This is a genomic window from Halalkalibacter okhensis (assembly GCF_000787375.1).
GTDB lineage: Bacteria > Bacillota > Bacilli > Bacillales > Bacillaceae_D > Halalkalibacter > Halalkalibacter okhensis.
On record NZ_JRJU01000010.1, the window covers coordinates 107100 to 130819 of the forward strand.

General features: G+C 38.2%; 24 protein-coding genes and 1 other annotated feature. Of the genes, 4 read left to right on the forward strand and 20 right to left on the reverse strand.

Annotated features, from left to right (window positions below; translation table 11 throughout):
- Positions 1–19 precede the first annotated feature (19 nt).
- Positions 20–667 carry a glutamic-type intramembrane protease PrsW gene (gene prsW / locus LQ50_RS09555; RefSeq protein WP_034628566.1) on the reverse strand — a complete coding sequence of 216 codons (648 nt, stop codon included), beginning with the start codon at positions 665–667 and terminating at the stop codon, positions 20–22.
- A 104-nt stretch (positions 668–771) separates the two neighbouring features.
- On the opposite strand from prsW, the gene LQ50_RS09560 reads away from it, so the two are divergent.
- Positions 772–1740 (forward strand): asparaginase, encoded by a 969-nt coding sequence (locus tag LQ50_RS09560; RefSeq protein ID WP_034628568.1) that lies wholly within the window; start codon positions 772–774, stop codon positions 1738–1740.
- 65 nt (positions 1741–1805) lie between these two features.
- On the opposite strand, the gene LQ50_RS09565 is transcribed toward LQ50_RS09560, so the two are convergent.
- The 7 genes from LQ50_RS09565 to LQ50_RS09595 form a co-directional block, all read right to left on the reverse strand.
- Positions 1806–2783: a YpdA family putative bacillithiol disulfide reductase gene (locus LQ50_RS09565; protein ID WP_034628569.1), complete on the reverse strand. Its 978-nt coding sequence runs from the start codon at positions 2781–2783 to the stop codon at positions 1806–1808.
- A 102-nt stretch (positions 2784–2885) separates the two neighbouring features.
- Entirely contained in the window at positions 2886–4148 is a 1263-nt protein-coding gene (locus LQ50_RS09570; protein WP_034628571.1) for a Glu/Leu/Phe/Val family dehydrogenase, read from the reverse strand.
- Between the two features lie 150 nt (positions 4149–4298).
- Positions 4299–4904, reverse strand: coding sequence for a genetic competence negative regulator (locus LQ50_RS09575; protein ID WP_034628573.1), 606 nt, complete (start codon positions 4902–4904; stop codon positions 4299–4301).
- A gap of 118 nt (positions 4905–5022) precedes the next feature.
- Positions 5023–5925 (reverse strand): MerR family transcriptional regulator, encoded by a 903-nt coding sequence (locus tag LQ50_RS09580; protein WP_034628575.1) that lies wholly within the window; start codon positions 5923–5925, stop codon positions 5023–5025.
- A gap of 175 nt (positions 5926–6100) precedes the next feature.
- The gene (locus LQ50_RS09585) at positions 6101–6847 is read right to left on the reverse strand and encodes a metallophosphoesterase (protein ID WP_034628577.1); all 747 of its coding nucleotides are present in this window, start codon (positions 6845–6847) and stop codon (positions 6101–6103) included.
- A 53-nt stretch (positions 6848–6900) separates the two neighbouring features.
- The gene (locus LQ50_RS09590) at positions 6901–7281 is read right to left on the reverse strand and encodes a hypothetical protein (RefSeq protein WP_034628579.1); all 381 of its coding nucleotides are present in this window, start codon (positions 7279–7281) and stop codon (positions 6901–6903) included.
- Between the two features lie 150 nt (positions 7282–7431).
- Entirely contained in the window at positions 7432–8643 is a 1212-nt protein-coding gene (locus tag LQ50_RS09595; protein ID WP_034628581.1) for a M20 family metallopeptidase, read from the reverse strand.
- A 571-nt stretch (positions 8644–9214) separates the two neighbouring features.
- On the opposite strand from LQ50_RS09595, the gene LQ50_RS09600 reads away from it, so the two are divergent.
- Positions 9215–9484: a hypothetical protein gene (locus tag LQ50_RS09600; protein ID WP_052144676.1), complete on the forward strand. Its 270-nt coding sequence runs from the start codon at positions 9215–9217 to the stop codon at positions 9482–9484.
- A gap of 81 nt (positions 9485–9565) precedes the next feature.
- Here the strand turns inward: LQ50_RS09600 and LQ50_RS09605 are convergent, their stop codons facing one another.
- From LQ50_RS09605 to LQ50_RS09625, 5 genes are all read right to left on the reverse strand, one after another.
- Positions 9566–10024, reverse strand: a complete 459-nt coding sequence (locus LQ50_RS09605) for a DUF2663 family protein (RefSeq protein WP_034628583.1) — start codon at positions 10022–10024, stop codon at positions 9566–9568.
- 79 nt (positions 10025–10103) lie between these two features.
- A complete protein-coding gene (locus LQ50_RS09610) occupies positions 10104–10346 on the reverse strand; it encodes a hypothetical protein (RefSeq protein WP_034628585.1) in 243 nt (80 codons plus the stop codon).
- Positions 10339–10938, reverse strand: a complete 600-nt coding sequence (locus LQ50_RS09615; protein ID WP_034628587.1) for a CPBP family intramembrane glutamic endopeptidase — start codon at positions 10936–10938, stop codon at positions 10339–10341. The genes LQ50_RS09610 and LQ50_RS09615 overlap by 8 nt, the downstream gene beginning before the upstream one ends.
- Entirely contained in the window at positions 10922–12448 is a 1527-nt protein-coding gene (locus LQ50_RS09620; protein ID WP_034628589.1) for a RecQ family ATP-dependent DNA helicase, read from the reverse strand. The genes LQ50_RS09615 and LQ50_RS09620 overlap by 17 nt, the downstream gene beginning before the upstream one ends.
- Positions 12438–13499, reverse strand: a complete 1062-nt coding sequence (locus LQ50_RS09625) for a YpbB family protein (protein WP_034628592.1) — start codon at positions 13497–13499, stop codon at positions 12438–12440. The genes LQ50_RS09620 and LQ50_RS09625 overlap by 11 nt, the downstream gene beginning before the upstream one ends.
- A gap of 236 nt (positions 13500–13735) precedes the next feature.
- On the opposite strand from LQ50_RS09625, the gene LQ50_RS09630 reads away from it, so the two are divergent.
- Positions 13736–13984 (forward strand): ferredoxin, encoded by a 249-nt coding sequence (locus LQ50_RS09630; RefSeq protein WP_034628593.1) that lies wholly within the window; start codon positions 13736–13738, stop codon positions 13982–13984.
- Positions 13985–14062: 78 nt separating this feature from the next.
- On the opposite strand, the gene LQ50_RS09635 is transcribed toward LQ50_RS09630, so the two are convergent.
- Positions 14063–15115: a M14 family metallopeptidase gene (locus LQ50_RS09635; RefSeq protein ID WP_034628596.1), complete on the reverse strand. Its 1053-nt coding sequence runs from the start codon at positions 15113–15115 to the stop codon at positions 14063–14065.
- 162 nt (positions 15116–15277) lie between these two features.
- Positions 15278–15502, forward strand: a binding site (T-box leader).
- 77 nt (positions 15503–15579) lie between these two features.
- On the opposite strand from LQ50_RS09635, the gene serA reads away from it, so the two are divergent.
- The gene (serA, locus tag LQ50_RS09640) at positions 15580–17202 is read left to right on the forward strand and encodes a phosphoglycerate dehydrogenase (protein ID WP_052144677.1); all 1623 of its coding nucleotides are present in this window, start codon (positions 15580–15582) and stop codon (positions 17200–17202) included.
- Between the two features lie 140 nt (positions 17203–17342).
- On the opposite strand, the gene LQ50_RS09645 is transcribed toward serA, so the two are convergent.
- The 6 genes from LQ50_RS09645 to LQ50_RS09670 form a co-directional block, all read right to left on the reverse strand.
- The gene (locus LQ50_RS09645; protein WP_034628597.1) at positions 17343–17732 is read right to left on the reverse strand and encodes a hypothetical protein; all 390 of its coding nucleotides are present in this window, start codon (positions 17730–17732) and stop codon (positions 17343–17345) included.
- A gap of 76 nt (positions 17733–17808) precedes the next feature.
- Positions 17809–18732 carry a peptidoglycan DD-metalloendopeptidase family protein gene (locus tag LQ50_RS09650; protein WP_034628600.1) on the reverse strand — a complete coding sequence of 308 codons (924 nt, stop codon included), beginning with the start codon at positions 18730–18732 and terminating at the stop codon, positions 17809–17811.
- A gap of 82 nt (positions 18733–18814) precedes the next feature.
- Positions 18815–19921 carry a Ger(x)C family spore germination protein gene (locus LQ50_RS09655; RefSeq protein ID WP_034628603.1) on the reverse strand — a complete coding sequence of 369 codons (1107 nt, stop codon included), beginning with the start codon at positions 19919–19921 and terminating at the stop codon, positions 18815–18817.
- Positions 19899–21011 carry a spore germination protein gene (locus LQ50_RS09660; protein ID WP_034628609.1) on the reverse strand — a complete coding sequence of 371 codons (1113 nt, stop codon included), beginning with the start codon at positions 21009–21011 and terminating at the stop codon, positions 19899–19901. The genes LQ50_RS09655 and LQ50_RS09660 overlap by 23 nt, the downstream gene beginning before the upstream one ends.
- Positions 21012–21023: 12 nt before the next feature.
- On the reverse strand, positions 21024–22517 hold the full coding sequence (locus LQ50_RS09665; RefSeq protein WP_034628650.1) for a spore germination protein: 1494 nt from the start codon (positions 22515–22517) through the stop codon (positions 21024–21026).
- 156 nt (positions 22518–22673) lie between these two features.
- On the reverse strand, positions 22674–23585 hold the full coding sequence (locus tag LQ50_RS09670) for a VanW family protein (RefSeq protein WP_034628612.1): 912 nt from the start codon (positions 23583–23585) through the stop codon (positions 22674–22676).
- Positions 23586–23720: the final 135 nt, after the last annotated feature.

Sequence of the window (23720 nt, forward strand, 5' to 3'; positions counted from 1 at the left end):
CTTAATTTAATTCGACGTGCTATACGTCCAATTGATGAGCTCGCTTCACCTTTTTTAACGCTACCCACCAAAGGAAAAACATAAACGGAATTAACGCTACTAAGAAATAAATTCCGAAAGAAAGCAAAATAAAATCATAGACGCCGTGTAAGATAATAGGCAAACTTAACGACATCGTCAAATGCTTTACCCTATTTTCTTCTTCTACTTTAGCCCTTCCAAGGTAATAGCCCATAATAACCCCATATAATGCGTGACTAGATACCGGTAATAAAGCTCGGCCAAAAGCAGTTTCTAGTCCATTAGCAACTAAATAAAAAACATTTTCTAGCGTCGCAAAACCTAGTGAAAGTGAGGCTCCATAAACGATTCCATCATAGCGTCTCGCAAAGGTAGCATGTTGATACGCAAAAATCCAAAGTAGAAACCATTTAAAAAATTCCTCAACAAACCCATACAAAAAAAAGGCTTGCGTAAACGGATGAGTAAAGTATCCTTCCGCTGTAAATGCATATTGCAATACCATGACAGGAAACACAAGTAATACACCAATTAAAAACGTACGAAAAACAAGTGCAATTGTATTTGTACTGTAATGATTACGTAAATAAAAATAAGATAATAATGCCATTCCTGGAGCGATTGCTGCTGTAATAAGTGCAAACAATTTGCCAATCCTTTCCCCTTGCGTTACGAATTAATACTCAAACCAAAGCTTATATGATAATATTATATAATTATGCAATACATTGTGAAATCGGGGTGACCTTTTTGAAAAAGATTCTTGTTTTACATACTGGTGGCACTATCGCCATGCAAGAAAATGAACATGGTGCAGTCCAACCAAACGTAATAAATCCATTATATTCCACTATTGAATCGCTATCAACCATTGCCTCAGTGATTGTAGATGATTACTTAAATTTACCTTCTCCTCACATGACGCCTTCTTTGATGATTGATTTAGCCAGACGGTTAAAAGAGCGAGTTAAAGAAGATCAATTAGATGGAATTGTTGTCACACATGGGACAGACACACTTGAAGAAACAGCGTATTTACTCGACCTCATTCTTGATTGGGACATTCCCGTGATTATTACAGGGGCGATGCGTTCTAGTAATGAGCTTGGGGCTGATGGACCACATAATTTAATTGCCTCAGTTAGAGTAGCAGCAAGCGACGATGCAAAAGGCAAAGGAGTTCTAGTTGTCTTAAATGACGAAATTCACACAGCAAAAAATGTCACAAAAACGCATTCAAGTAATATCGCTACTTTTCAAAGTCCACAATACGGACCAATTGGCATTGTTACTAAACGTGGGGTATTCTTCCACCATACGTTATCAAAACGCGATTGCCATCCCGTTACACAACTAACAAAAAAAGTAGCTCTATTAAAAACGTATGCAGGGATGGATGATACGATCATAGAAGCTGTCGCCGCTACCCATATCGACGGTTTAGTTATTGAAGCATTCGGACAAGGAAATGTCCCTCCAACAATTATGCCTGCACTTAAGACATTGATCGCCCGCAACATTCCAGTGGTACTTGTGTCTCGTTGTTTTAATGGTGTCGTCCAAGACACTTATGCATACGAAGGTGGCGGTCGTACATTAAAAGAAATCGGTGTTATTTTTACAAATGGTCTAAACGGTCAAAAGGCAAGACTAAAACTTATGGCTGTTCTAGAACAATCGGCCGATCACTCCATAATCCAAGAACTTTTTTATAAATAATCTTACTTTTTTAAATCTGATACCTTTTAAAGAACCATAAAAAAAAGCTGGACTCTAACGTAGCTTTAAGAGTCCAGCTTTTTCTTTCTCTTGATTGAATTAGCTATTTGTCCCCCGTGAAAACGACCATTTTCAATGAAGATTTCATTGGCATTATTTCCAGCAGCGATGACTCCAGCAATATATAACCCTTCTACATTTGTTTCCATAGATTCAGGGTCAAAATGTGGCCGTCCGCTTGTCGGATCAACAAGAACACCCATTGCTCTTAAAAATGAATGATCTGGATGGTAACCAGTCATGGCAAAGACAAATTGAGCAGGTACTCTTTTAACGTATTCTCCCACTTGATAAATAACTTCATCTCGGGTAATTTCGATAACTTCCGCATTAAACACCAAATTTATTTTTTCATGGCGGACAAGTGCATCAAATTCTGGTAAAATCCAAGGCTTTACGCTAGTAGAATATTCACTTCCACGATATAAATTCGTTACTCTAGCTCCTGCTTTCTCTAACTCTAGTGCTGCATCTACAGCAGAGTTCTTTCCTCCGATTACAACAACGTCCATATCAAAGTAAGGATGGGCTTCCTTGAAATAATGAAGAACGTGACTTTGCTCTTCACCTGGTATGTTCATCATATTCGGAGAATCATAATAACCTGTAGCAATTATGACATGCTCCGCTACATATTCTTTCTTTGATGTTTTTATGTAAAAATGCCCTTCTTTTTGCTTTTGAACGGTTTCCACTTGTTCATATGCTCGGACCCGTACCTCTTTTCTCTTAACTACTTCACGATAATAAACGAGTGCTTGATTTCGTCTCGGTTTACGTTCTTCAATCACAAACGGCACTTCACCTATTTCAAGCTTTTCACTCGTACTAAAAAACGTTTGGTGAGTCGGGTACCTGGAAATAGCACTAACGACATTATCTTTCTCAATCACAAGTGGATTGAACCCTTGGTCCATGCAAGCAATAGCTGCTGCAAGTCCACAAGGTCCACCACCTACAATAACGATTTCTTCTCTTTCCATACGATCACCTTCTCTTTATAAATCAAATAGGGAAACTCTCAAAAAGTCCTTTCTCTAAAGAACGCATGACCTTTCTGAGTCTCCCTTTCACCTTTTATTTAATTAGACCCATCCACGGAATCTTGATGCTTCAGCCATTTTACGTACGCCGATCATGTAAGCTGCTAACCGCATATCTACCTTCCGAGTCCTAGCTAAGTTATAAATATTGTTAAAAGAGCCAACCATAACGGCCTCTAATTTTCCTTCTACTTCTTCTTCTGTCCAATAATAACCTTGATTATTTTGTACCCATTCAAAATAAGAAACCGTTACACCACCAGCACTAGCAAGCACATCTGGAACAAGCAGTACATCTCTTTCTGATAGAATACGTGTCGCTTCCATTGTCGTTGGACCATTTGCAGCTTCTACAACAATCGCTGCTTTAATTCGGTCTGCATTTGCTTCTGTAATTTGATTTTCAATGGCAGCCGGTACTAATATATCACAATCCAATTCAAGTAATTCCTGGTTGGAAATGGTATCTTTAAAAAGTTTTGTGACCGTACCAAAACTGTCACGACGATCCAATAAATAATCAATATCTAAACCATCAGCATCATAAAGACCTCCATAAGCATCTGAGATCCCTACAACTAATGCACCTGCATCATGCATAAATTTTGCAAGAAAGCTTCCCGCATTTCCAAAGCCTTGAATGACAACACGTGCTCCTTCTAATTCAATTCCTTTTTTCTTAGCCGCTTCACGAATACAGATTGTAACTCCTTTAGCTGTTGCCGACTCCCTGCCATGTGAGCCTCCAAGTACAAGTGGCTTCCCTGTAATAAAACCAGGTGAGTCAAACTCGCGAATGCGACTATATTCATCCAACATCCAAGCCATAATTTGAGAGTTAGTAAAGACATCAGGTGCAGGAATATCCTTGGTAGGGCCAACGATTTGACTAATTGCCCGTACATATCCACGACTAATGCGTTCTAGTTCGCGAAAGGACATTTCTCGTGGGTCACAAATAATTCCGCCCTTTCCACCACCATATGGAAGATCGACAATCCCGGCTTTTAAACTCATCCAAATAGAAAGAGCTTTCACCTCTTTTTCTGTTACACTTGGATGAAATCTAACCCCACCTTTCGTTGGACCCACTGAATCATTGTGCTGAGCTCTGAAACCTGTGAAGATTTTCGTTGACCCATCATCCATTCGAACAGGAATTCTAACGGTTAGCATACGAATTGGTTCTTTCATCAATTCATACATTTCTTCTGGATAACCAAGCTTGTCCAACGCTTTTTTTATGACACTTTGTGTCGATGCAAGCACGTCTAATTGTTCTGCTTGCTTTTTATTTTCTGTCATTCCTTTTTCACCTCAATAATGGAATTAAAGCTTCGACCACTTCTTACTATAATGAAACAGCCTTAACTTTTCCAGCTAAAATGCAACTTTTCTTGAAAGATTTCATAATTTGTTTCCTTTTCATAAAAAAAGAACTGACAACGAATTTTATCAGTTCTTTGTATTAATAAATGTTCCGTAAAGTTCCTTAATAGAGTCATATTTAATGAGTCGTTTTCCATATTCATTAACAACATATGAAGAAACCGTTGACGGGTTTCCAAACTCAGAAAGTAAGGCAACAAACGTTTCTTCATCAACAAAATCGACATCAAACTCTTCAAATTTAATGAAATATTGATTCTTATATGAATAAAGTGATCCTCCCTGTATACCAAAAGGGAAAAGTCTTGAAGATAGAGCGATCACATCCTCAATATCAGCAAATTCATAAAAGATATCTTCCGTCTCATCAAGAGTTACTTGCATTTCTATATATCCTTCTTCAAATCCCTCTTCATCAAAATCTTCATCTGATGTACTTTTCGAGACGATTATGACCATTCCTTGCGCAGGCATAGCATATACTTCAACAGCAATAGGTCCATCTACTTTAAAACCCAGTTCATCATCCGCCTCTAAAATCATGTCACGAAACAAATCATGAACTTTCGGCAAATCTTGCCATAAGTCTTCTTTCGTTAATCCTCTTTCACGCATATCATCAAAAGTAAGGAATGCTTTGAATTTGTTTGTATTTAAACGCTCAAGACGCATTTGAAACCCTCCTTTTTACGAACACCTATCCCCATTGTTCATTCGTCAAAATCGTCTTACTACACAATATGAGAAAACAGAAAAGAAGGTTCGATACACATGACTATTATTTATGATTTTACAAGTTATTTTTCAACCAATTTTCCCAGTCCTCTTGTGTATTCCCAATGAGAGTATTTCCGTATGTAGATCTTTGCTCTATTCCAAGCTGATCAAAAGCCGCCCCACCAGCTCCAATTTTTAAATGAGGGAACCGTGTTTGTAGCTCATCAATCACCATTAATGTAGACTCAAGGTTTTGAACCATAGTACACGAAGTAAAAAACAAATCAGCTCCTACCTCACGAATAACTATTTCAAGGTCAGATTCCGGAATTCCTGCCCCTAAATACACCACTTCAAAACCTTTACGTCTTAAGAATAGCGTATATATAAGTAGGCCTAACTCATGGTGCTCATTTGGACCACAAACACAAACGACGTTTGGTTTAAATGCATCAATTGGCATTCCATGAAAGATCATCCCAATTCGCGTGCGTAAAAAAGAAGTGACAAAATGTTCATGCGCTACTGTAATTTCATTATTTTCCCACATGCTCCCTACTTTAACAAGTAATGCACCTAGAATGTCAATTGTTACTTTATCGATACTAAATAAACTAAATGCTTGATTTAATAATTGATTCGCCTTGTTTTCCTGAAAAGTTAAAAGGGACCGTAAAATGTCATCACTTAGCCGCATTGAATAATCTTTTTCATACATCGTGTCAACAGGTTCCATCGTAGCGTAATTTTTTTCAAAAAGATCAACAGCTTGTCCAATTGTAAAGCCATTATTAACTTTGTCTAATAACCATTTTAAAATAGCGACATGTTCATCTGAATAAAGCCTATGCCCTGCTGTATTTCGAACCGGCTCAATTATGTGATAGCGCCTTTCCCACGCACGTAACGTCCCTGCTTGGATTCCAAGCATTTTTGAGATCGCCTTGATGTTATATTTCCCTTCTTTCGAAGCCATATTCTTTCCTCCTAGATCCACAAACACATTACGTTCTATAATAAGCACCACATTCGTCCTAATTATCCATTTAGTATAGCGAAAACATACTTTTGTGTAAAACAAAAATAGGATGTACAAAAGGAAATTGCTACCTACTTGTACATCCTTTCTCTTTATAAGCATACGTACTTGCTCACTCACTCTTTAACGTAAGTAGATGAGTTTCACAAGGTGCTCCCAGTCTTAATGGCAGACCTGTTGTGCCGTACCCGTTGCTTATTAACTGTTTACAAGATGCCCTTTCAATCCATTGCCCTTTTTGAGCAATCCCCCATCCAAAAATACGAATCTGTCCACCATGAGTATGACCGCTCAATATTAACGAATATGGATGATCAGGTTTCAACATTTCGCTCACCTCTGGAAAGTGACAAATTAAGATGGAAAATTTATCTTTAGGAATGTCATAAAGAGTTAACGGTATATCTTGTTCGACGTCATCAACACTAGCAATAATCAATTCACCATCCATCTTTTGTATGAATTTCTTGTTATTACTTAACTCCATGATGCCATGCGCCTCAAATATCTTTCGCAAATTGTCAATGCCGACTTCTTCATCATTATTTCCCCAAATAAATAGACAAGGGGCAACCTTGGATAAACTCTGAAGATTCTTCTCTATTCGTTTAAGTGGAACTCCCTTTTCACATAAGTCTCCCCCAATAATAATCATATCTGTTTCTTTTTCTATCTTTTGTAAAAGAGATTCCGGAATAACCCTTCTATGAATATCACTAATAAAGAAAAGACGATAACCGTCAAACGCTTTTGGTAACGTTTTAAAAACAATGGTTTCCTCTATTACTCTATTTCTCTTTGCTTCAATTGCCATATAAAGCAAGAAAATAAATAGTAGTCCCCCTCCAACATAAATCATGGAAATCCTCTCTTTTCTTAAAAAGATTCTTTACTTTCTCATTAAAATTTCTGTTACCTAATCCCAACATCCATAATACCATACCATAAAGCCAAGCCTAAGACGATAAAGGCTCCGATGCCATTATATAAAAACAAATGAATCCAAGAAAGACAAGCAGCAATCACAAAGAACATCCTCGGCATATGAAAAGGAACAGAATAACTTGTCTTCCATATAATAACGACATCTCTAACAAATAAAGAATATGCAAGAAACCCAGAAATAAATAGGATAATTGCAACCAAAAGTTTGAATGGTGAGAACAATATTTCTCCAAGAAAGGATGATACGGCCCATATTGGAACATTTGGAAATAAACTTAACGAAACCAACACCCCACCATATGCTATAAGAAGCAGCAGTACTCTCTTATAAATCCATATCGCAAGCATCCATTCACCCCCTGTCTTACACTATATGCACAAAGCTTCTAATGAGACGACTTAATGAGTTCAAAATGAAATAAATCCAAACCAATAAGAAGCCAATTAAAAAAGACTCATCAGGAAAATACCCATGAGTCTTGTATCGTAAATTCATTTCTAAGAAGATAACTCTTGCGTTTCTTTTTGCGATTCCTTGCGATTTAAATAATTAAGTGCTACTTTCCCTAAGCATTTGGCAGCAATAAGCATAGCTTCTTCATCAAAATCAAATTTCGGATGATGATGAGGATAAATGATTCCTTCTTGTACATTACCTGCCCCCGTGAAAAAGAAGGTTCCCGGCACGTGTTGAAGATAATAAGCAAAATCCTCACCACCCATAACAGGATCCATTTCTTGTACGACGAGATTTTGGACAATTCCAGTTGCCGTATGAACAAAATGAGTTGTCTCTTCTCGATCATTTATAACAGCTGGATACCCTTTTTTGTAATCTAATGTATAATCTGCCCCCATGGCATCACAAATACCTTTTGTTATTTGTTCAATACGAGTAATAATTAGCTCTTGAACCGCTTCATCAAATGTTCGAACCGTTCCAACAATGGTTGCCGAATCTGCAATGACATTGAAGGCTCCACCTGCGTGAAACGAACCAATACTAACGACAGCTGATTTTAATGGATCTACATTTCGACTAACAATGTGCTGCAGCGCACTAACGATACTCGATGCTACGGCAATAGAATCAACTGTTTCATGTGGACTTGCACCATGACCTCCACGCCCTTTAATTACGAGATCAAATCGATCAGCAGCAGCCATTATAGGACCTTGTCGATACCCAATTTGTCCGAGCGGCATCGTAGACCAAAGGTGCGTTCCAAATATCGCATCAACCCCATTTAAGCAACCGTCCTTAATCATTTCAATTGCGCCTCCTGGGGCAAGCTCTTCTGCAAATTGGTGGATCAGAACAACCGTACCTTCTATTTGTTCACGTTGCTCCATTAGTACTTTTGCTAGTACAAGTAAAGTGGCTGTGTGTCCATCATGACCGCATGCATGCATGACACCAGGCTGTCTCGAAGCAAATGGCAACCCCGTCTCCTCTTGGATTGGTAATGCATCAAAATCTGCTCGTAACGCAACGGTTTTCCCTGGTTTTCCTCCTTGTATGTAACCTAAGACCCCTCTACCACCAACATTTCTCTTAACGACTACACCTAATCGTTCAAGATAGTCAGCAATCATTTCAGGTGTTTTCTCCTCTTGAAAAGATAACTCCGGTTCCGCATGCAGCATTCGTCGTAAATCAACCATCTCTGGATACAACTCTTCTAATCTTGTTAACAACTTATCTATCAACGAACACCCCTCCTTATCATTCTATTGTACTCTTCGCCTCTCGAAAAGAAAACCCAGAATGTTGGCAATTTTTATAAATCACCTTTTCTTTTTTGAAATTCCGAATAAAAAAAGACTCCCTAAAAAGGAGTCCCACAAGCTTAATCAACTTATTCAGAGTGCTCAGATACTTTCATCATATAAATTGCCATAGCAACAGCCGAAGCCATAGCCAATAGACCAATGCTCAGAATTGCAACAAGTTGTACTGCTGTCATTTTGCTTCACTCCCCTGTTAAAAGTAACTCATGTCTTTTCTCACATTTACACTATATAAATAGTAGCATAAATATAAAAACCTTTAAAAACCACAATGTGACAAATTAAAGAATTTTCAACTTCACGATAGAAATAAGTTGACAATTCATAAGGGAAGTATTTAATAGGTTGTCCAATAATGACGCGAATTAAATGTAAGAAAAACCAACAAATAAATTGAAAATTAAGGAAACTTATTCTATACTTAAAGAAAGAGTAAAAAGGAAACGCTTTCATCGTGTGATATAATTTCTTTCACCAAGGAGTGATAGGCTTGATATTAACAAAATTGACGAACAAGTCGCTCGTAACAAACCAAGACCTTGAATTGAATCACCGTTTAGGGCTTCCTGTTGAAGTTTTTTGCTCTAAACAAGGGAAAACACTAGCTTTTGGACCAATAAAAGGCTTCGACGATCAAACCATTTTCATACGTGACCATAATTTTTGTCGATCCACCTACCTCTTTTTTGGAAAGCCTTCTTTAGAAAAACCATCGTATGATTGTTCTTTATCTAAAGAGTTCTGGATTTATAGCGAATGACTCTAGGCAGCCGTTCATGTGACCATATTTATAGAGGTTCTAACGATCGGTTTGAAAAAGACCAATTGTTAGAACCTCTTCTTATTTATGATAAAGATTAATGTCATGTTCTTTTTTTATATAGGAATAAAGCGCTTCGCGAGACTTCCAATCTGAATCGCTTTCCCAAAGCTCTGAGCTTCGATCGATCATTTCCTCTCGTAATTCATCAAATTCTTTTTCTGCTTTTTTGACTTTTTTCACAAATAAACGCAATTGTATGAAACCAACAGAAAGAAGGAGCATCAATAGTAAGATAAGAGGATGACCAACCATTGCGCTTAAAATGTTGGTATTTACAGATATTTGTTGATCACTTAAAATTGTAGACCCGAACAGACAAAATAACGCTGCACACCCCAAAGCAAACAAAGACCAATACATTTTAGCCTTCTCAAGCTTCTCAAGCTTCTCTTTCCGAGCTACAAGCTCTTCAAGCATCACCTTTACAATTTCCGGTCCGTAATATTTTGATACATTCCATTCTTTTAACAGCTTCACTCATCCTCACCTCCCCACTGCCACTATATGAAGGTTGGACATGTTTTAGAATGATAAAAAATGAAAGTAAATCTAAACCTCATCCCTCTTTAAAAAACCAATATGGGGAAGTCACTGCAGCAATAATTAGGATAAAAAACAAAACCAATAGCACTCTAATTAACGGAAATGAAAGTGTAGCCTTTTTTTTCCTTTTTCGTGACCTTCGATGTATTTCTCTTCTCGGTGGATATGACTCTTCCTTTTCGGACATGCGTTGTAAGGATTCCATTTGCTCGCGTAATGGATCTGCTTGATCGTGCTCTTTCCAGTCCTCAGCCATTCCCCTCACTCTCCTTTTTATACCGGTATTGATATCGTATAAATAGCCCTAATAAGAAATCAATTATAAAATGCGCAAAGATGGTTACCACAACATTTCCTGTCCAGTGAAACAAAGCCCCTAATAAAAAGCTAACTAACCAAACATTGATAAAAAGCACTGGTTTATACAAATATCGAAAATGAATCAAAGCAAAGATGGTACTAGCGATCACTAGACCAAAAGCAGTTTGTAAAACAGCCCGAAATAATAACTCTTCACATATGGCTATAATGAGACAAAGAATTGTTAGTTCAAAGAAAGTTAAATCCCTAAAAACACGCTCATTAATTCCCCCGTCATCCATCCATGATTTGGGTAAATACCGGTCGAGTATAATATCTAGCAAAACAATGACAACAGCAACTGTACCGCCTACTCCTATAATAAGCCCAATATCTACTTGAAACAAGGCAATAAATTCATGCCAGCTATCAAAGACAAACCATCCAAATATCCCAGCAATAATGAGCATAATCGCTTGAGTTGCATATACATTTAACTTAAGTTCGCGATCTGTTAATTCTGCCACAACGTCACTTTGTTTTTTCATTTACACTTACATCCTGTCCAAATAGATCCCCTAATAAATCTCTCCATGATTTCCTTTTTTCCACCATTTCTTGCTCTTTTCTATTTTTATACATCGGTACGCTTGCCCCGCAGTTATCACAGCAATTTTTTGGACTATCATCTAGTTGTTCAGAAAAATAGAGAAGGAGTTCTTCTCTACGGCATGAAGACGTTCGGATCCACCTTAAAAAAGTATCGAGTTTCCTTCTTTTACGATGGATTCTCTCCTCTTCCACTTCACGAATGCGAGAACGAAGGGTATCGACAGAAAACGGTCGCACTTGCTCGCTTTGTAAGATTCCTCTTTCCTCTAATTGGTAACGCACACCTCGCCATACGACCTCATTACCATTGAGTCTTTCTACTAACATTCTTTCTTGTTCCTTTGTCCATGAAGATGCACTTCTGACATAGTTTAACATGTCAGTAAGCTGTTCATCCGTTGAACGCTCTCCTTCAAGTAAAAGCGAATTTAAACGCCGATCCTCCTCACAAAATAGGAGGATTGCCACACTTTGCTTGCCATCTCTAGCCGCTCGGCCAATTTCTTGAACATATGATTCCATATCAATAGGATAATGAAAATGTAGAACGTAGCGAATATTGCTTTTATTAATCCCCATTCCAAAAGCACTTGTACAGCATATAACATCAAGCTGTCCATTCATAAATTGCTGCTGAATTAAAAGCCGATCTTCTGAAGACAATCCTCCATGATAATAAGCAACCCGTCCCATACCTTTACTTGTTAGCATCGCAGCTACATTTTGTGCCCAAAGTCGGCTAGAAAAATAAATCATTCCTGGCCCTTGTACACATTCAACAAGTTGCACTACTCGGTCCATTTTTTCCTGTGTCGTTTCACACCTTTCAACTACGTACGTAATGGAAGGGCGGTCAACGGAATAGATTAAAAAACGAGGTTTCTCCATGTTAAGTCGTGCACTTATATCTTGTTGAACTTCTTCAGTTGCTGTCGCAGTAATAGCAAGACAAGGAGGATTTCCTAGTTCACTTCTAACTTGTCCTAAACGTAAATAATCAGGTCGAAAATCATGACCCCATTGCGAAATACAATGAGCCTCATCAACGACAAAAAATGAAATATGAACTTTTGCTAATTGTTTTTGAACATATGGACTTTGCAGCATTTCTGGTGATACATAAATCATTTTGTATTTATCTAATTTTGAAAATACATGCTGGCGCTCTTCTTTAGATAAGAAGCTATTGATAGCAGCAACATACTTAACTCCTTGGCTACGAAGCTGCTGTACTTGATCTTCCATAAGTGAAAGAAGTGGTGAAACAATTAATGTAATCCCTGACGAAAGCAACGATGGAAGCTGATAACAGATTGATTTACCTGTTCCTGTTGGAAGCATTGCAACAACGTCTTCCCCAACTAATAACGACTCTATTACTTCCCTTTGTCCAGGCCGAAAACTTGTATATCCAAAATATTGCTGTAATTTATTCTCAAGCTCCATGTTTCACCTTCTTTCTTGCTAACGCCAATCGAATGACAAAATAATCTACTTCAAATGGGATCTTTTCTTTGAGATCCCGTAACCGAGTCGTTTGAAGTGTATCAGAGATTGTCGTAACCCATTCTTCCACTTCCAATGGAACATATGGACGAATAGAAAAATGAGGATTTTGAATGGCGATTTCGACAATATGATCTTCTATCGTATTTCGTTTTAACTTCCGGATCTGACTAATCTGATCAATCGAGTGTCCCTTTTCAAGAAGGTCATTCGTTACTCTTGCTGACTCAGTTAAAACAAAAGGAGTGTTAAACCCACTTAAGAAGTGAGGTAAATAAGAGAACTGATTATCCTGTTGAACTTTCTTGATCAAGCGATGCATAGTGGATAAGTGAATGACATGAACCTTTTCAACGTCGAAATTCAATTGATCAGCTATCTGCTGTTTCGTTAACCCCATTTTCTTCCTACCACTAAACTGTAATACCATAATTAATGCTTGTACATCTAAACAACCTTCAAGAAAGCTTTCTAATTCAATGCGGACGAGTTGAGATATCTCTTCCCTCTTCTGTTGCTCCTTTGGAAGATGCTTTTTCACCCAATCTTGAACTTCAATTTTATGAGTAATGGGAAAAAAACGATTCTGTCCCACAGAAAGGTTTGTTATCGACTGAACATACAATGCTAAGCGTAACCAGACTTGTTCTGCGTAGCGATGATAGTCCCATCCTTGCAAGTCGTTTATAAATGCATGATTCATTTTAAAATTTTTTGTTTTCTCAATACCTTTATTTGTTAAGCGAACTCGATCTTTTTCTACTTTCTCGACATAACCACCATTTATGAGACAACGTATATCCTCTTCAATCAGTTCACGAGTTAATGCTGGAAACAATCCAAAAAATGTCAACACCCCAAAGAAAGCTCCATCTTGGATAGTCTGCGCTGATTTTTTCCCCTTAAGCAAATGGAATATTCCATATATAGACCTCTCCGCCCCTATAACTTGAATAATGGCTGCAACAATTGCTTGTCTTATTGTCTCCACACACTTGTTCACCACCTATAAAAACTCTGCTTTTATTGTAACAAATTCCAGCAAACAAAGCGGCTGAAAAGTATACAATGAGCAAATAAATAAAGAAGAAACGTTTAATTTATCTGTTTACGAAGCAAAATTGGTTGAAAAGTTCGCCAATCCGTTTTACAATTAGTCAGTAGAACTCATATGGTTTTGATCAAAACTGTAATATATGTGATTAGGATGTTAATGGAGGGTTTAAGATGGCAAAGTATACAATTGTTGATAAAGATACCTGTATAGCATGCGGAGCTTGTGGCGCTGCTGCCCCAGATATTTATGATTATGATGATGAAGGGATTGCTTTTGTAATTCTTGATGATAACCAAGGAACGGCAAAAATTCCTGAAGAGTTAGAGGAAGATATGATCGACGCTCAAGAAGGGTGTCCTACAGATTCCATTAAAGTAGCAGACGAGTCATTTGATGGGGACGCACTAAAATTTGAATAGTGAATGAAGAAATGAAGGGGTATCTCTAAAGTTAATTTAACTTTTGAGATACCCTTTTTTCTTGTTAATTAAATCATTTCATAAAGCAAGTCCTTCAAGTGCGAGCAGACAATTATTGGACCATATCTCTGCAAAGGATTCAGAAGGTAATGGATTTGTACCAACGCCTACTTCAATTGTAAACCCTGCTCTTTTTGTTTCTTGAATGAACCAATCTTTATACCCACCATCACTCTCCGCTGTATGCACAGGTGTATAGGAGCTTACTAGTGATAAACGGTGAACCATCTCCTTGCTCTCTTTTGGTTCTAATCCACGATATCCCCAATAAATTACTTGGCCTTGAGAATGAAACGCCAAAACATATGCAAATGAATGATTCAGTGTATATCGATAGATAGCCTGAGCTTCAGGTTCCGTCAATGGTCCATTTCCACTATAGTGCCTCGCCCAAGGGATTTGCGGTGATCCTTTTGCTTCTTCTTCCCATTTAGCTGGCCATTGATGATTCAGATCCACTCCTCTTATGTTACTTGACCAATGTTCAAATCGAGCCATGCCTTTATTAATTGTTCGTATATTTTCATAATGAGGATGATTTGGGTAATTTCCTTGAAGGACTAAATCAACTCCATCGGGATTGACTAACGGAACCATATAAAGAGTTGCCTCTGTTAGTAGCTTTGTTACATCATATCCATGCCACTGTTCTCCACTTCTATAGCAGCTGGCTAGTTCCTGTATGTAACGAGTTAAAAACTTACTTGTATGCCATTCGTTTGCATGCCAGCCCCCTGAGTAAAATACCTCTTTTTTCCCCTTTCCTATCGCCAGAGCATAAATTGGTTGGTTCAGGACTGAGTACCCTATAATATCAACTCGAATTCCTAACTTTTTTAAATCTGGAAGTAGCTTTTCTAAATCACTTTGAGAAAATTCTGTTTGACTCTCCCAATCTGAAATTACGTTTTGTTCACCTTGAATAACAGGAATATGCATTTCCATCTCTGGTTGTACATAACTATTTTCAGCATAAATATGTGGGTTGAATAACAATATGTCAAAAGGGCGAACGTTATACTTATAGGCTATCTTTTTGACCGTTTCTCCTTTTTGAACGATATGCTTCATATCATCCCTCCTCGCTTCATTTATATGAACGGTAGCTGTGTTACATACAGGAATAAAGATTATATTTACTTTTTTTGTTCACGCTTTAGATTGACAGTTTAAATACATTATGATAAATTATCAAACAATTAGTACTATTTGTTTTTAATGACAATTCTAAATGGAAAAACGATGATGAAGATTGAAAGAATGATAAACCAATTCAGAGAACTAGTGGTTGCTGCGAACTAGTTTGGTCCATTCTTGAGAGCCCTTCGGAGTTCATGTGCTGAAATACGACAGTAGGTACATTCGGTTAATCCGTTATCTTGGAGACATATCTCCTTAAGATGCGCAACCTGCGCATGAATGAGGGTGGCACCGCGGTTACAACCTTCCGCCCCTCACGACAGCGGTCGTGTGGGCAGAAGGTTTTTTGCTGTAGCAATCCTAATTCAAATGTAGAAAAAAAGGAGTGAAGAAAAATGAACCATCAAGCCGTTGTCGCTCGTCCTACAGGAAACCAAACCCAAGCCAAATATCAAATTTTAGTGTCCGATCGTATGAGCAAAGAAGGATTGCTCCCTTTACTCGAGAGCAATCAAGTAGAATGTTTAGAAAAAAACGTAAACGATGTCGACGATCTATCTCAATTTGACGCCCTGCTTGTTCGTAGTGCTACCACAGTCACAGATGAACTATTAGCCAAAATGCCCAAACTTAAAATTGTAGCCAGAGCAGGAGTAGGAGTAGATAATATTGACCTTGACGCTGCTACTAAGCGAGGGGTAGTCGTCGTGAATGCTCCAGACGGGAATACGATTTCCACCGCTGAACATACATTTGCTATGATGATGTCTTTACTAAGAAATATCCCTCAAGCAGTTGCTTCTATTAAAGCTGGCGAATGGAACAGAAAAGCATTCCAAGGATATGAATTACGTGGGAAAACCTTGGGAATTGTTGGGTTTGGACGAATTGGTACTCAGCTCGCTCAACGTGCCAAAGCCTTTGAAATGTCCCTGCTCGTTTTTGACCCCTTTTTAACGAAAGCTCGTGCTGAAAAGCTTGGTGTAACCACAGCTACTCTTGAAGAAGTCCTTACAGGATCTGATATTATTACCGTTCATACACCATTAACAAAAGAAACAAAAGGTCTACTCGGAATGGAAAATATTGCGAAGACAAAACCTGGTACATTTTTAATTAACTGTGCTCGTGGTGGGATTATTGATGAACAGGCGCTAAAGCATTTTTTATCGAACGGGCACATTGCAGGGGCAGCACTAGATGTTTTTGAAGAAGAACCCGCTACAGATAAGGAGTTGCTTGCGTTTCCAAATGTTATTGGAACCCCGCACATTGCTGCTTCAACGAAAGAAGCTCAACTTAATGTAGCTGCTCAAGTATCTGAAGAGGTATTACGTTTCCTTGAAGGAGAACCAGCAAGCAATTCTATTAACTTACCTACCCTTTCAAAAGAAATTTATGAGAAAGTAAAGCCATTTTATGAGCTTACAAGAAGTATGGGGAATATACTCTCACAAGTAATGCGTACACCTGTACAAGAAATAGATGTGTATTATGGAGGAACCGTAACAAATTTGGAAACATCTATTACTACACGAAGTCTGATGGCTGGTTTTTTACAACCCCGTGTGGATGCCGCCGTGAATGACGTCAATGCGAGCTTAATCGCAAAAGAACGAGGTATTAATTTTGGAGAAAAGCAAATGAATCAAACTTATGGTTATTCAAACATCATCCATGCTATAGTACGTGGAGAAGATCGTATTTTTGAAATAAAAGGGACGTATGTAAAGGAATATGGTCCTAGAATTGTTAATATTAATGGATTCAATGTTGACTTTACTCCTAGCGGGCACTTAATTTACATTCAACACAATGACAGACCAGGGGTTATCGGTCGAATGGGACAGCTTTTGGCTGATTACCAGGTTAATATTGCTACGATGCAAGTTGGTCGAAAAGAAGAAGGTGGAGAAGCCATTATGATGGTCGCTGTCGATAAATTGGTAGAAGAAAAAGTCATCAACGAATTGAAACTAATCGAAGGTATTTATTTTGCCGATACAATTGAGTGCTAACATAAGGAGCAGCTCATGAGGGGGTGAACATTCACCTTTTAGGCCCCCCTCTATGATTCATCTTAAATAAGACATTGACAAAGGTTAGTTACCAGCTTTGTCAGTGTCTTACACCTACATTTCTAACTGATTATTTTCTCTTACCAAATATAGGTGAATAAAAGATCCAATTGTTCTTCCGCATCTTTTTCTAAATAGGCTTGTCCTCGTTCTGTTATTGTTAACCGATCTCCAGCTCGGGACACAAGTTGCTCGGAGAAAGCAACATCCACATAAAATTGATATAAATGCGCCCCTTTTTGCTTCGTCTTTTGACTCATCAATTCATAGCCAAACGTACGATCATGAGAACGCCAAAAACGGGGATGCAGCTCCTTTTCATTAATCATACGGATCATTCCATGCTGATTAATCTTTTTGAGCATAAAGATAAATCCATCCACTAAATCAACTTGATAGCTATTCAAGTCTGTCTGTTTGTTGAGCCAATGAAATAACTCCGTTTTCACCCTTACTTGTCGCAATCCCATTGAAATCTTCATCCCTATCAATCATCTCTTGACTTAATTTTACCATATTCGACATGATTTTCACAGGCGGATTCTGTTAATTAATGATGATCGTCTGTCCTGGCAGAATCACATCAGTATGTAAATCATTTTGTTCCATTAAATTTGCTGCTGACACACCATATGTGCCAGCAATCGACGTTAACGTTTCCCCTGCTTGGATTACGTGAACCTGCTCGGGCAGTGAGACGACGATGACTTCATCTACTGTAATCACGTCATTGGAAAGGTCGTTCCACTCCATTAACTCATCGACGGTTACGCCAAACTTTTGTGAAAGACTCCATAATGTATCTCCATCACTTACAGTTATTTCAACTAAATTATGTATAGATTCCGTGCTTTTATCTCTTTCTTCCAATTGGCTTGGACTCATAACCGAAACAATTTCGCGTTGCTTCCAGTCTTGTCCATAAGGGGAATCTCTCCCTAGCGAAGCAAACATATACTCTGGTTCTTTTGATAGAACGAGAAACGGGTCAATTGAATCCGTTTTTTCAATATTCCACTCTCCATTATGCACTTCAAAATGTAGGTGGTTTCCTGACGATCTTCCTGTTGTACCAACTGTGCCTACTTTCTCACCTTCTAGTAGGGCTTGTCCCTCTTCTACCAGCCTTTCATGAAGATGAGCATATACGGTTTCAAGTCCATTAGGGTGATTTACAAACACAACATTTCCATATGTATCAGAATAATAAGACCTACTTACCGTCCCATCTGCGATTGTTACAACGACAGTTCCTTCTGGAGCTGCAATATCGATTCCAAAATGTTTTCCCCACCTTGTTCCATACGTATCAGTTATTTCACCAACGGTAGGCCAGATGAGCGCTTCAAAGAGCTCTTCCGGCACCGTTTCTTTCGTCTCGGCAAAAGACGTTGTTGTACTTATGAATAACAGACCGATAAATGTTGCTAAGGCAAGGGCAATACATACCCTCTTAATAAAATCAACCATACTGTCCTCCTCATTCTTTAACAGTTCTCGAGTTGTTTCACATAGTTATCCTATGGATGCCAAGTTCATATTATTCCATAATTTATTCAATCGCTCCCGATTGAATAATCTCAGCATTTACTTGTACTCGAAATTCAGCACTTGGGTATAGGGTCGTTTCCCATTCTTCTGAATCCCAGTTTCGAGTCGTGCTCCGATATTTCTCTCCCATTCCAACTGGATCTATACCTGCTTCCTGAAATAGTACTAATAATTCTTCACCACGCATTTCTATTTGATCCTCAATAGACTTTTCCATATCTGTGATAATATTAGCTTCATCTAAATTCATCTTTCCATCATAATCTTCAATTGCCCCTTGTATTGAGATGTCAATGGAAAACACAGGCACATCTTTTGTCTTATCTAAATTCACCTTTACATCACTATGTAATTGCTGTAATACCACAAAGCTTTTTTCCCCTTTATATTCTACTTCGAATTGCTGAACGGCTTGTCTTGTTGAGTCAATCAACATCTTCAAGATAAATGAATCATTAAGATCAAGATGGCTATGATACTTATCTCTATCAAATAAAGCTGTTCCTATAACGGATACTCGATCTTCTTCCGTCTGTCCAAGCATAGGCAAATAAGGATCGCGTCCGTCATTGTAAAGACTAAAGAGAAATTCATGCATATTTGTTGGTGGCAATATACTTGTATCTTGATTTTGTTCAATTAAATCTGGTAAATATACTCCGGCTAATTCTCCTATTCCCAAGTCAGAATCAATGACAGAGCCTGCATCATTCCCTTCGACAACCGCTAAAAAGATCCGATTTCCAACTGATGGATCACGATACATCGCATCAACCGCATTTTCAACCCCATCTTCTGCGAGCTCCTGACTAAATAGCAAAAGTCGCATTTGTCCAAATCTTATTGGCTTTTGTGATTGTTTGTTTAAACTAATCCTTGTACCTTTCGTTGTTTCTCCAGTAGCCGAAATAATTCCCTGTTGCAATTCCTCTTCTTGTCCTTGCTCAGGAAAAGTCGGAAAACTAACAGTAAATTTAAACCCCTTTTCCTCATCTAAATCAAAAGCAGCAGCACGAACCATGGACACTTCATCGACGATCCTTGTCTCTAAGCACCCTGATAATACAAAAAGCACAAAAAACAAGCTACATAGAAGACGTATGTTCATGGTTGTCCCTCCTGAACTTCAACACAATCGCTTGCAAAACAACGAGCATAGGTATATAAACAAAAACAAGATAAAACCCAATTTCTCCAACCCACTCATTAAGTAAACTTACTTCTTGTCTTGTAGGAATGAATACTACGATTATAGCCATTATTACTAAAGATATAACTAAAGCGATTCTTTGATTCATCTGAAATATTCGCTTTGCACACCGGCTTGCTCCCCAAAGAGCAAGTGCAATATTTGGAGCAATTAAAAACATCCATAATGAGATTCCTATGTATTCAAACCGCTCTAAAAACGGCAGTTGAACTACCTTATAAAGGGTTAGTGTCGCCCAAATTGTTTGATTCAACTGTTCTTCACTATAGAACGCTAGGCTGACTACCATAAGAACCGTATAGGAAATAGTCGTAAGGACAGCTCCAAAGTGAGCCCATTTTTGTGTGAGCTCCTTCTTTTTAAGAAATGGATAGTATAACAACAACAATTCAAACCCAAGAAAACTTAAAGTAGTATCCTTGGCTCCTAATGCAAGCTCTAAAATAGAATGCTTCCAAACAGGCAACATATTAATAAAATTGGCATATTCTAAAGGCATTAACAACATAGGCACTAACACAATTGGGATAATGACGCCTAAAAATGTCAGGCCAACAACTGACCGAAATCCTCCCGCCACGACATAATAAAAAAATCCAACCGCTACAAGAGCCATTGCCCAAGTAGGAAGGTCTGGAAACATCCACACTTGAACAATTTCGATATATCCTCTCAGCACAGTTGTTGCTAATACAACAAAATAAAGACATGCAAACAAACTTATAGCATTCCCTAACCATTTCCCGAAAATCTGTTGATGGATAGTCACTAAATCGCCATTGGCACGCTTTAACAATATATACATGCAGGCAATAATGAAATGAACAAATATCCCTGCCATCAAAACAGAAATCCAAGCATCGTAACCAGCGGATTTAACAATCGTACGCTGATAGCTTAATACTCCCATTCCAACTTGCATGCCATTAATTAGAAACAACGTTAAAAACCCTGAAACGAGGTATTTCTCTTTGATGGGCTGCTCCATCGTATCACCTCTCTATTCGTCTATGTCTCGTTTCTTACTTGCTCTTGAAAAATTAAATCTCCCTTTATCATTAGGTCTTAAATAGACTGGTCGAGATGACATCCAGTTAAACGGCAATCTGACAAAAGCGTCTTTCCAATCTTTAAATCTAGGTGGAAAGATTGGTTCAAAGTAAGGTCTTCCTAGCGACGTCAAATGAAGAAGGTGAACCATCGTTAATAATGCACAAAAAGCGACACCGACCCCTCCAATAAAAGCAGCAGCTAATAAAAACGGAAAGCGAATTAATCGTATCGTGTTGCCCATTTGATAAACTGGAGTTGTAAAAGATGCAAGGGCCGCTAAAGCAACGATTATAAGTAGAATATTACTCGTAAGTCCTGCCTCCACCGAAGCTTGTCCAATAACAATTCCACCAACGATCCCAATTGTCTGTCCAACCTTCGTTGGCAATCTAGCTCCAGCTTCTCGTAATAACTCAATGGTTAATTCAAGAAAAACCGCTTCAAGAATAGGAGGAAACGGAATATTACTCCTAGAAGCAATAATCGTCGAAAGCAAATCTCGAGGAATTAATTCATAATGAAATGTTAGGACAGCTACATAAACAGGAGTAGCAAGAACAGAAAAAGCAACAGCAAAGAAACGTAATAAACGAACACTAGTAGAAATATGCCAAGGCATATAATAGTCTTCTAACGATGAAAAGAACTCCACCAAAGTTGTCGGGCCAAAGATAGCTTCTGGTGAACCGTCCGCCAAAAAAGCCACCTTTCCTTCAGCGATGGCCGCTGCGACACGCTCTGGTCTTTCTGTATTAATTAGTTGGGGAAATGGACTCATTTGGTTATCACTAATCATCTGCGCTAAGCTATTTGAATCAATCACTTGATCAAATTCAATATCGTGCAACCTTTGCTCTACCGTTTTTAGGTTATCCTTGTCCACGATGCCTTCTATATATAATAGAGACACTCGAGTCTGGGTCAATTTTCCTATTTTCATTTCTTTCACTTTTAATTGGGGCAAAGGCATTCTTTTACGAATTAAATTTATATTGGTATCAATCGATTCAATAAATGATTCCTGCGGCCCGGCTACTGTAAATTCATTCTCTGGTGGAGATACTTCTCGTCCAGAATCCAAAGCTACTTCAATTACAGCAATTTTAGAGGGGTTTCTCCCTTCATAAATAACAATAAACCCTTGTAATACCTTCTCACGTAAGCTATTTGGTGATTGTGTGACTTCCTTAGCCTGTATGGGAATATCCCTTATTAAATCTTCTAATGATAGACTGTCCGACTTCGTCATGTACGGAAAAACATCTTTATTCAAACGGTCGCTATCAATAAGCGTCTGGAAAAAGGCAACTTGAAATACTTTAGATGCAATCGATACATCATGCACAACAAAATCACTTGATTGTTGTAACTGTTGCAATACATCTTGCAGTGATTCTTTTTTCTTACTTTGAATTTGTTTCAACAGCCACTTTCCAAGCACTCCAATCATCCTTCCTTACATGTACCCATACATTCTCGCTTTTAGTATGAAATGGAATTAAAGCAATTATGCACATTCATCATACTTTCTAAATCTGAAACAACCATCATTATCATTTTTCACAAAAAAAAGAACGTAAGCCACTTTAGCTTACATTCAATGCGAATGAACACTCACTAGTATTTCTCCACGATCTAGATTAACTTCCGATTTTATTAAAACAGGGTATGGATGTGGATTTTTAAACCTAAAATCTGGTCCTCCCCAGGAAACCGTAGCATCTCTGCCAGGTGCTACATACCCAATTTCCCTTGAATGCGTGTATCTTTCAATCATCTCTAAACCTGCTTTATCCACAGCATTAAACAACGTGGAAGACGTTTGACAAATCCCCCCACCTATCCCCATAACAAACTCTTTATTAACAATCTCTTTTGCTTCTTGATACCCGCGTTCTCTCGTACGCTCCCCAACGGTTTGATTAAAGGAAAATGAATCACCTGGTCCAAGTATTATTCCCGAAATCGCCTCTGCTGATAATTTAACATTTTCTGCTCTCCCTGATACCGAGGGGTTAAAATTTGTTTTAAACTCACCAATTGTCCTTTGGTCAATTCCAACAAGGTCTTCTTCTTTAACAGAAGGTGCTGTTACTGTAATAGGCATGACAAACTCCTTTGTTCCCGCCTTCAACTCTTGTAATTGGTCAACAAGCTCCTGTTCAGATAAAATCACTCGTTCTTTCCCTGGAGTAAATTCTCCATTTGGGAGAATTCGCGGATTTTCCATCGGTGTATCTATTTGCATAGCTAACTCTCTTGCTAATTGATGGAGGGCGTCTTCATCAAGTGTATGAGAAGTCATATATCCATAGTCATTTAGTATAAGATCATGTTGTTGGTCATTCCATTCATCGATTAAATTCAACTTCCAATATACAGGTTGCTTAAAGGTCCATTCAGATTGGAATGAGGTAGAATGAAGGGCTACCGGCATTGGTCCCTCAGCCGAAACATCCTGACTATACCCAGCTAATAGCAAAAGTACAACAAGCCACTTTTTTTTCATCTTACAGCCTCCTTAATACTCAAACACATTTACCAATATATGTGTAGATATACGATTCATTCCAGACAAATACACAATTTTTGATAAATTAAAAAAGGCACTGAAAAAAGGTGAAAATCTACCCTTTGATCTGCA

Excerpts from the sequence above, each read along its gene's own strand:
- LQ50_RS09565 (WP_034628569.1), bottom strand. The coding sequence starts at position 2,783 with ATGGAAAGAGAAGAAATCGTTATTGTAGGTGGTGGACCTTGTGGACTT.
- LQ50_RS09570 (WP_034628571.1), bottom strand. The coding sequence starts at position 4,148 with ATGACAGAAAATAAAAAGCAAGCAGAACAATTAGACGTGCTTGCATCG.
- LQ50_RS09575 (WP_034628573.1), bottom strand. The coding sequence starts at position 4,904 with ATGCGTCTTGAGCGTTTAAATACAAACAAATTCAAAGCATTCCTTACT.
- LQ50_RS09580 (WP_034628575.1), bottom strand. The coding sequence starts at position 5,925 with ATGGCTTCGAAAGAAGGGAAATATAACATCAAGGCGATCTCAAAAATG.
- LQ50_RS09585 (WP_034628577.1), bottom strand. The coding sequence starts at position 6,847 with ATGATTTATGTTGGAGGGGGACTACTATTTATTTTCTTGCTTTATATG.
- LQ50_RS09590 (WP_034628579.1), bottom strand. The coding sequence starts at position 7,281 with ATGCTTGCGATATGGATTTATAAGAGAGTACTGCTGCTTCTTATAGCA.
- LQ50_RS09610 (WP_034628585.1), bottom strand. The coding sequence starts at position 10,346 with ATGGCTGAGGACTGGAAAGAGCACGATCAAGCAGATCCATTACGCGAG.
- LQ50_RS09615 (WP_034628587.1), bottom strand. The coding sequence starts at position 10,938 with ATGAAAAAACAAAGTGACGTTGTGGCAGAATTAACAGATCGCGAACTT.
- LQ50_RS09620 (WP_034628589.1), bottom strand. The coding sequence starts at position 12,448 with ATGGAGCTTGAGAATAAATTACAGCAATATTTTGGATATACAAGTTTT.
- LQ50_RS09630 (WP_034628593.1), top strand. The coding sequence starts at position 13,736 with ATGGCAAAGTATACAATTGTTGATAAAGATACCTGTATAGCATGCGGA.
- LQ50_RS09635 (WP_034628596.1), bottom strand. The coding sequence starts at position 15,115 with ATGAAGCATATCGTTCAAAAAGGAGAAACGGTCAAAAAGATAGCCTAT.
- serA (WP_052144677.1), top strand. The coding sequence starts at position 15,580 with ATGAACCATCAAGCCGTTGTCGCTCGTCCTACAGGAAACCAAACCCAA.
- LQ50_RS09645 (WP_034628597.1), bottom strand. The coding sequence starts at position 17,732 with ATGGGATTGCGACAAGTAAGGGTGAAAACGGAGTTATTTCATTGGCTC.
- LQ50_RS09650 (WP_034628600.1), bottom strand. The coding sequence starts at position 18,732 with ATGGTTGATTTTATTAAGAGGGTATGTATTGCCCTTGCCTTAGCAACA.
- LQ50_RS09655 (WP_034628603.1), bottom strand. The coding sequence starts at position 19,921 with ATGAACATACGTCTTCTATGTAGCTTGTTTTTTGTGCTTTTTGTATTA.
- LQ50_RS09660 (WP_034628609.1), bottom strand. The coding sequence starts at position 21,011 with ATGGAGCAGCCCATCAAAGAGAAATACCTCGTTTCAGGGTTTTTAACG.
- LQ50_RS09670 (WP_034628612.1), bottom strand. The coding sequence starts at position 23,585 with ATGAAAAAAAAGTGGCTTGTTGTACTTTTGCTATTAGCTGGGTATAGT.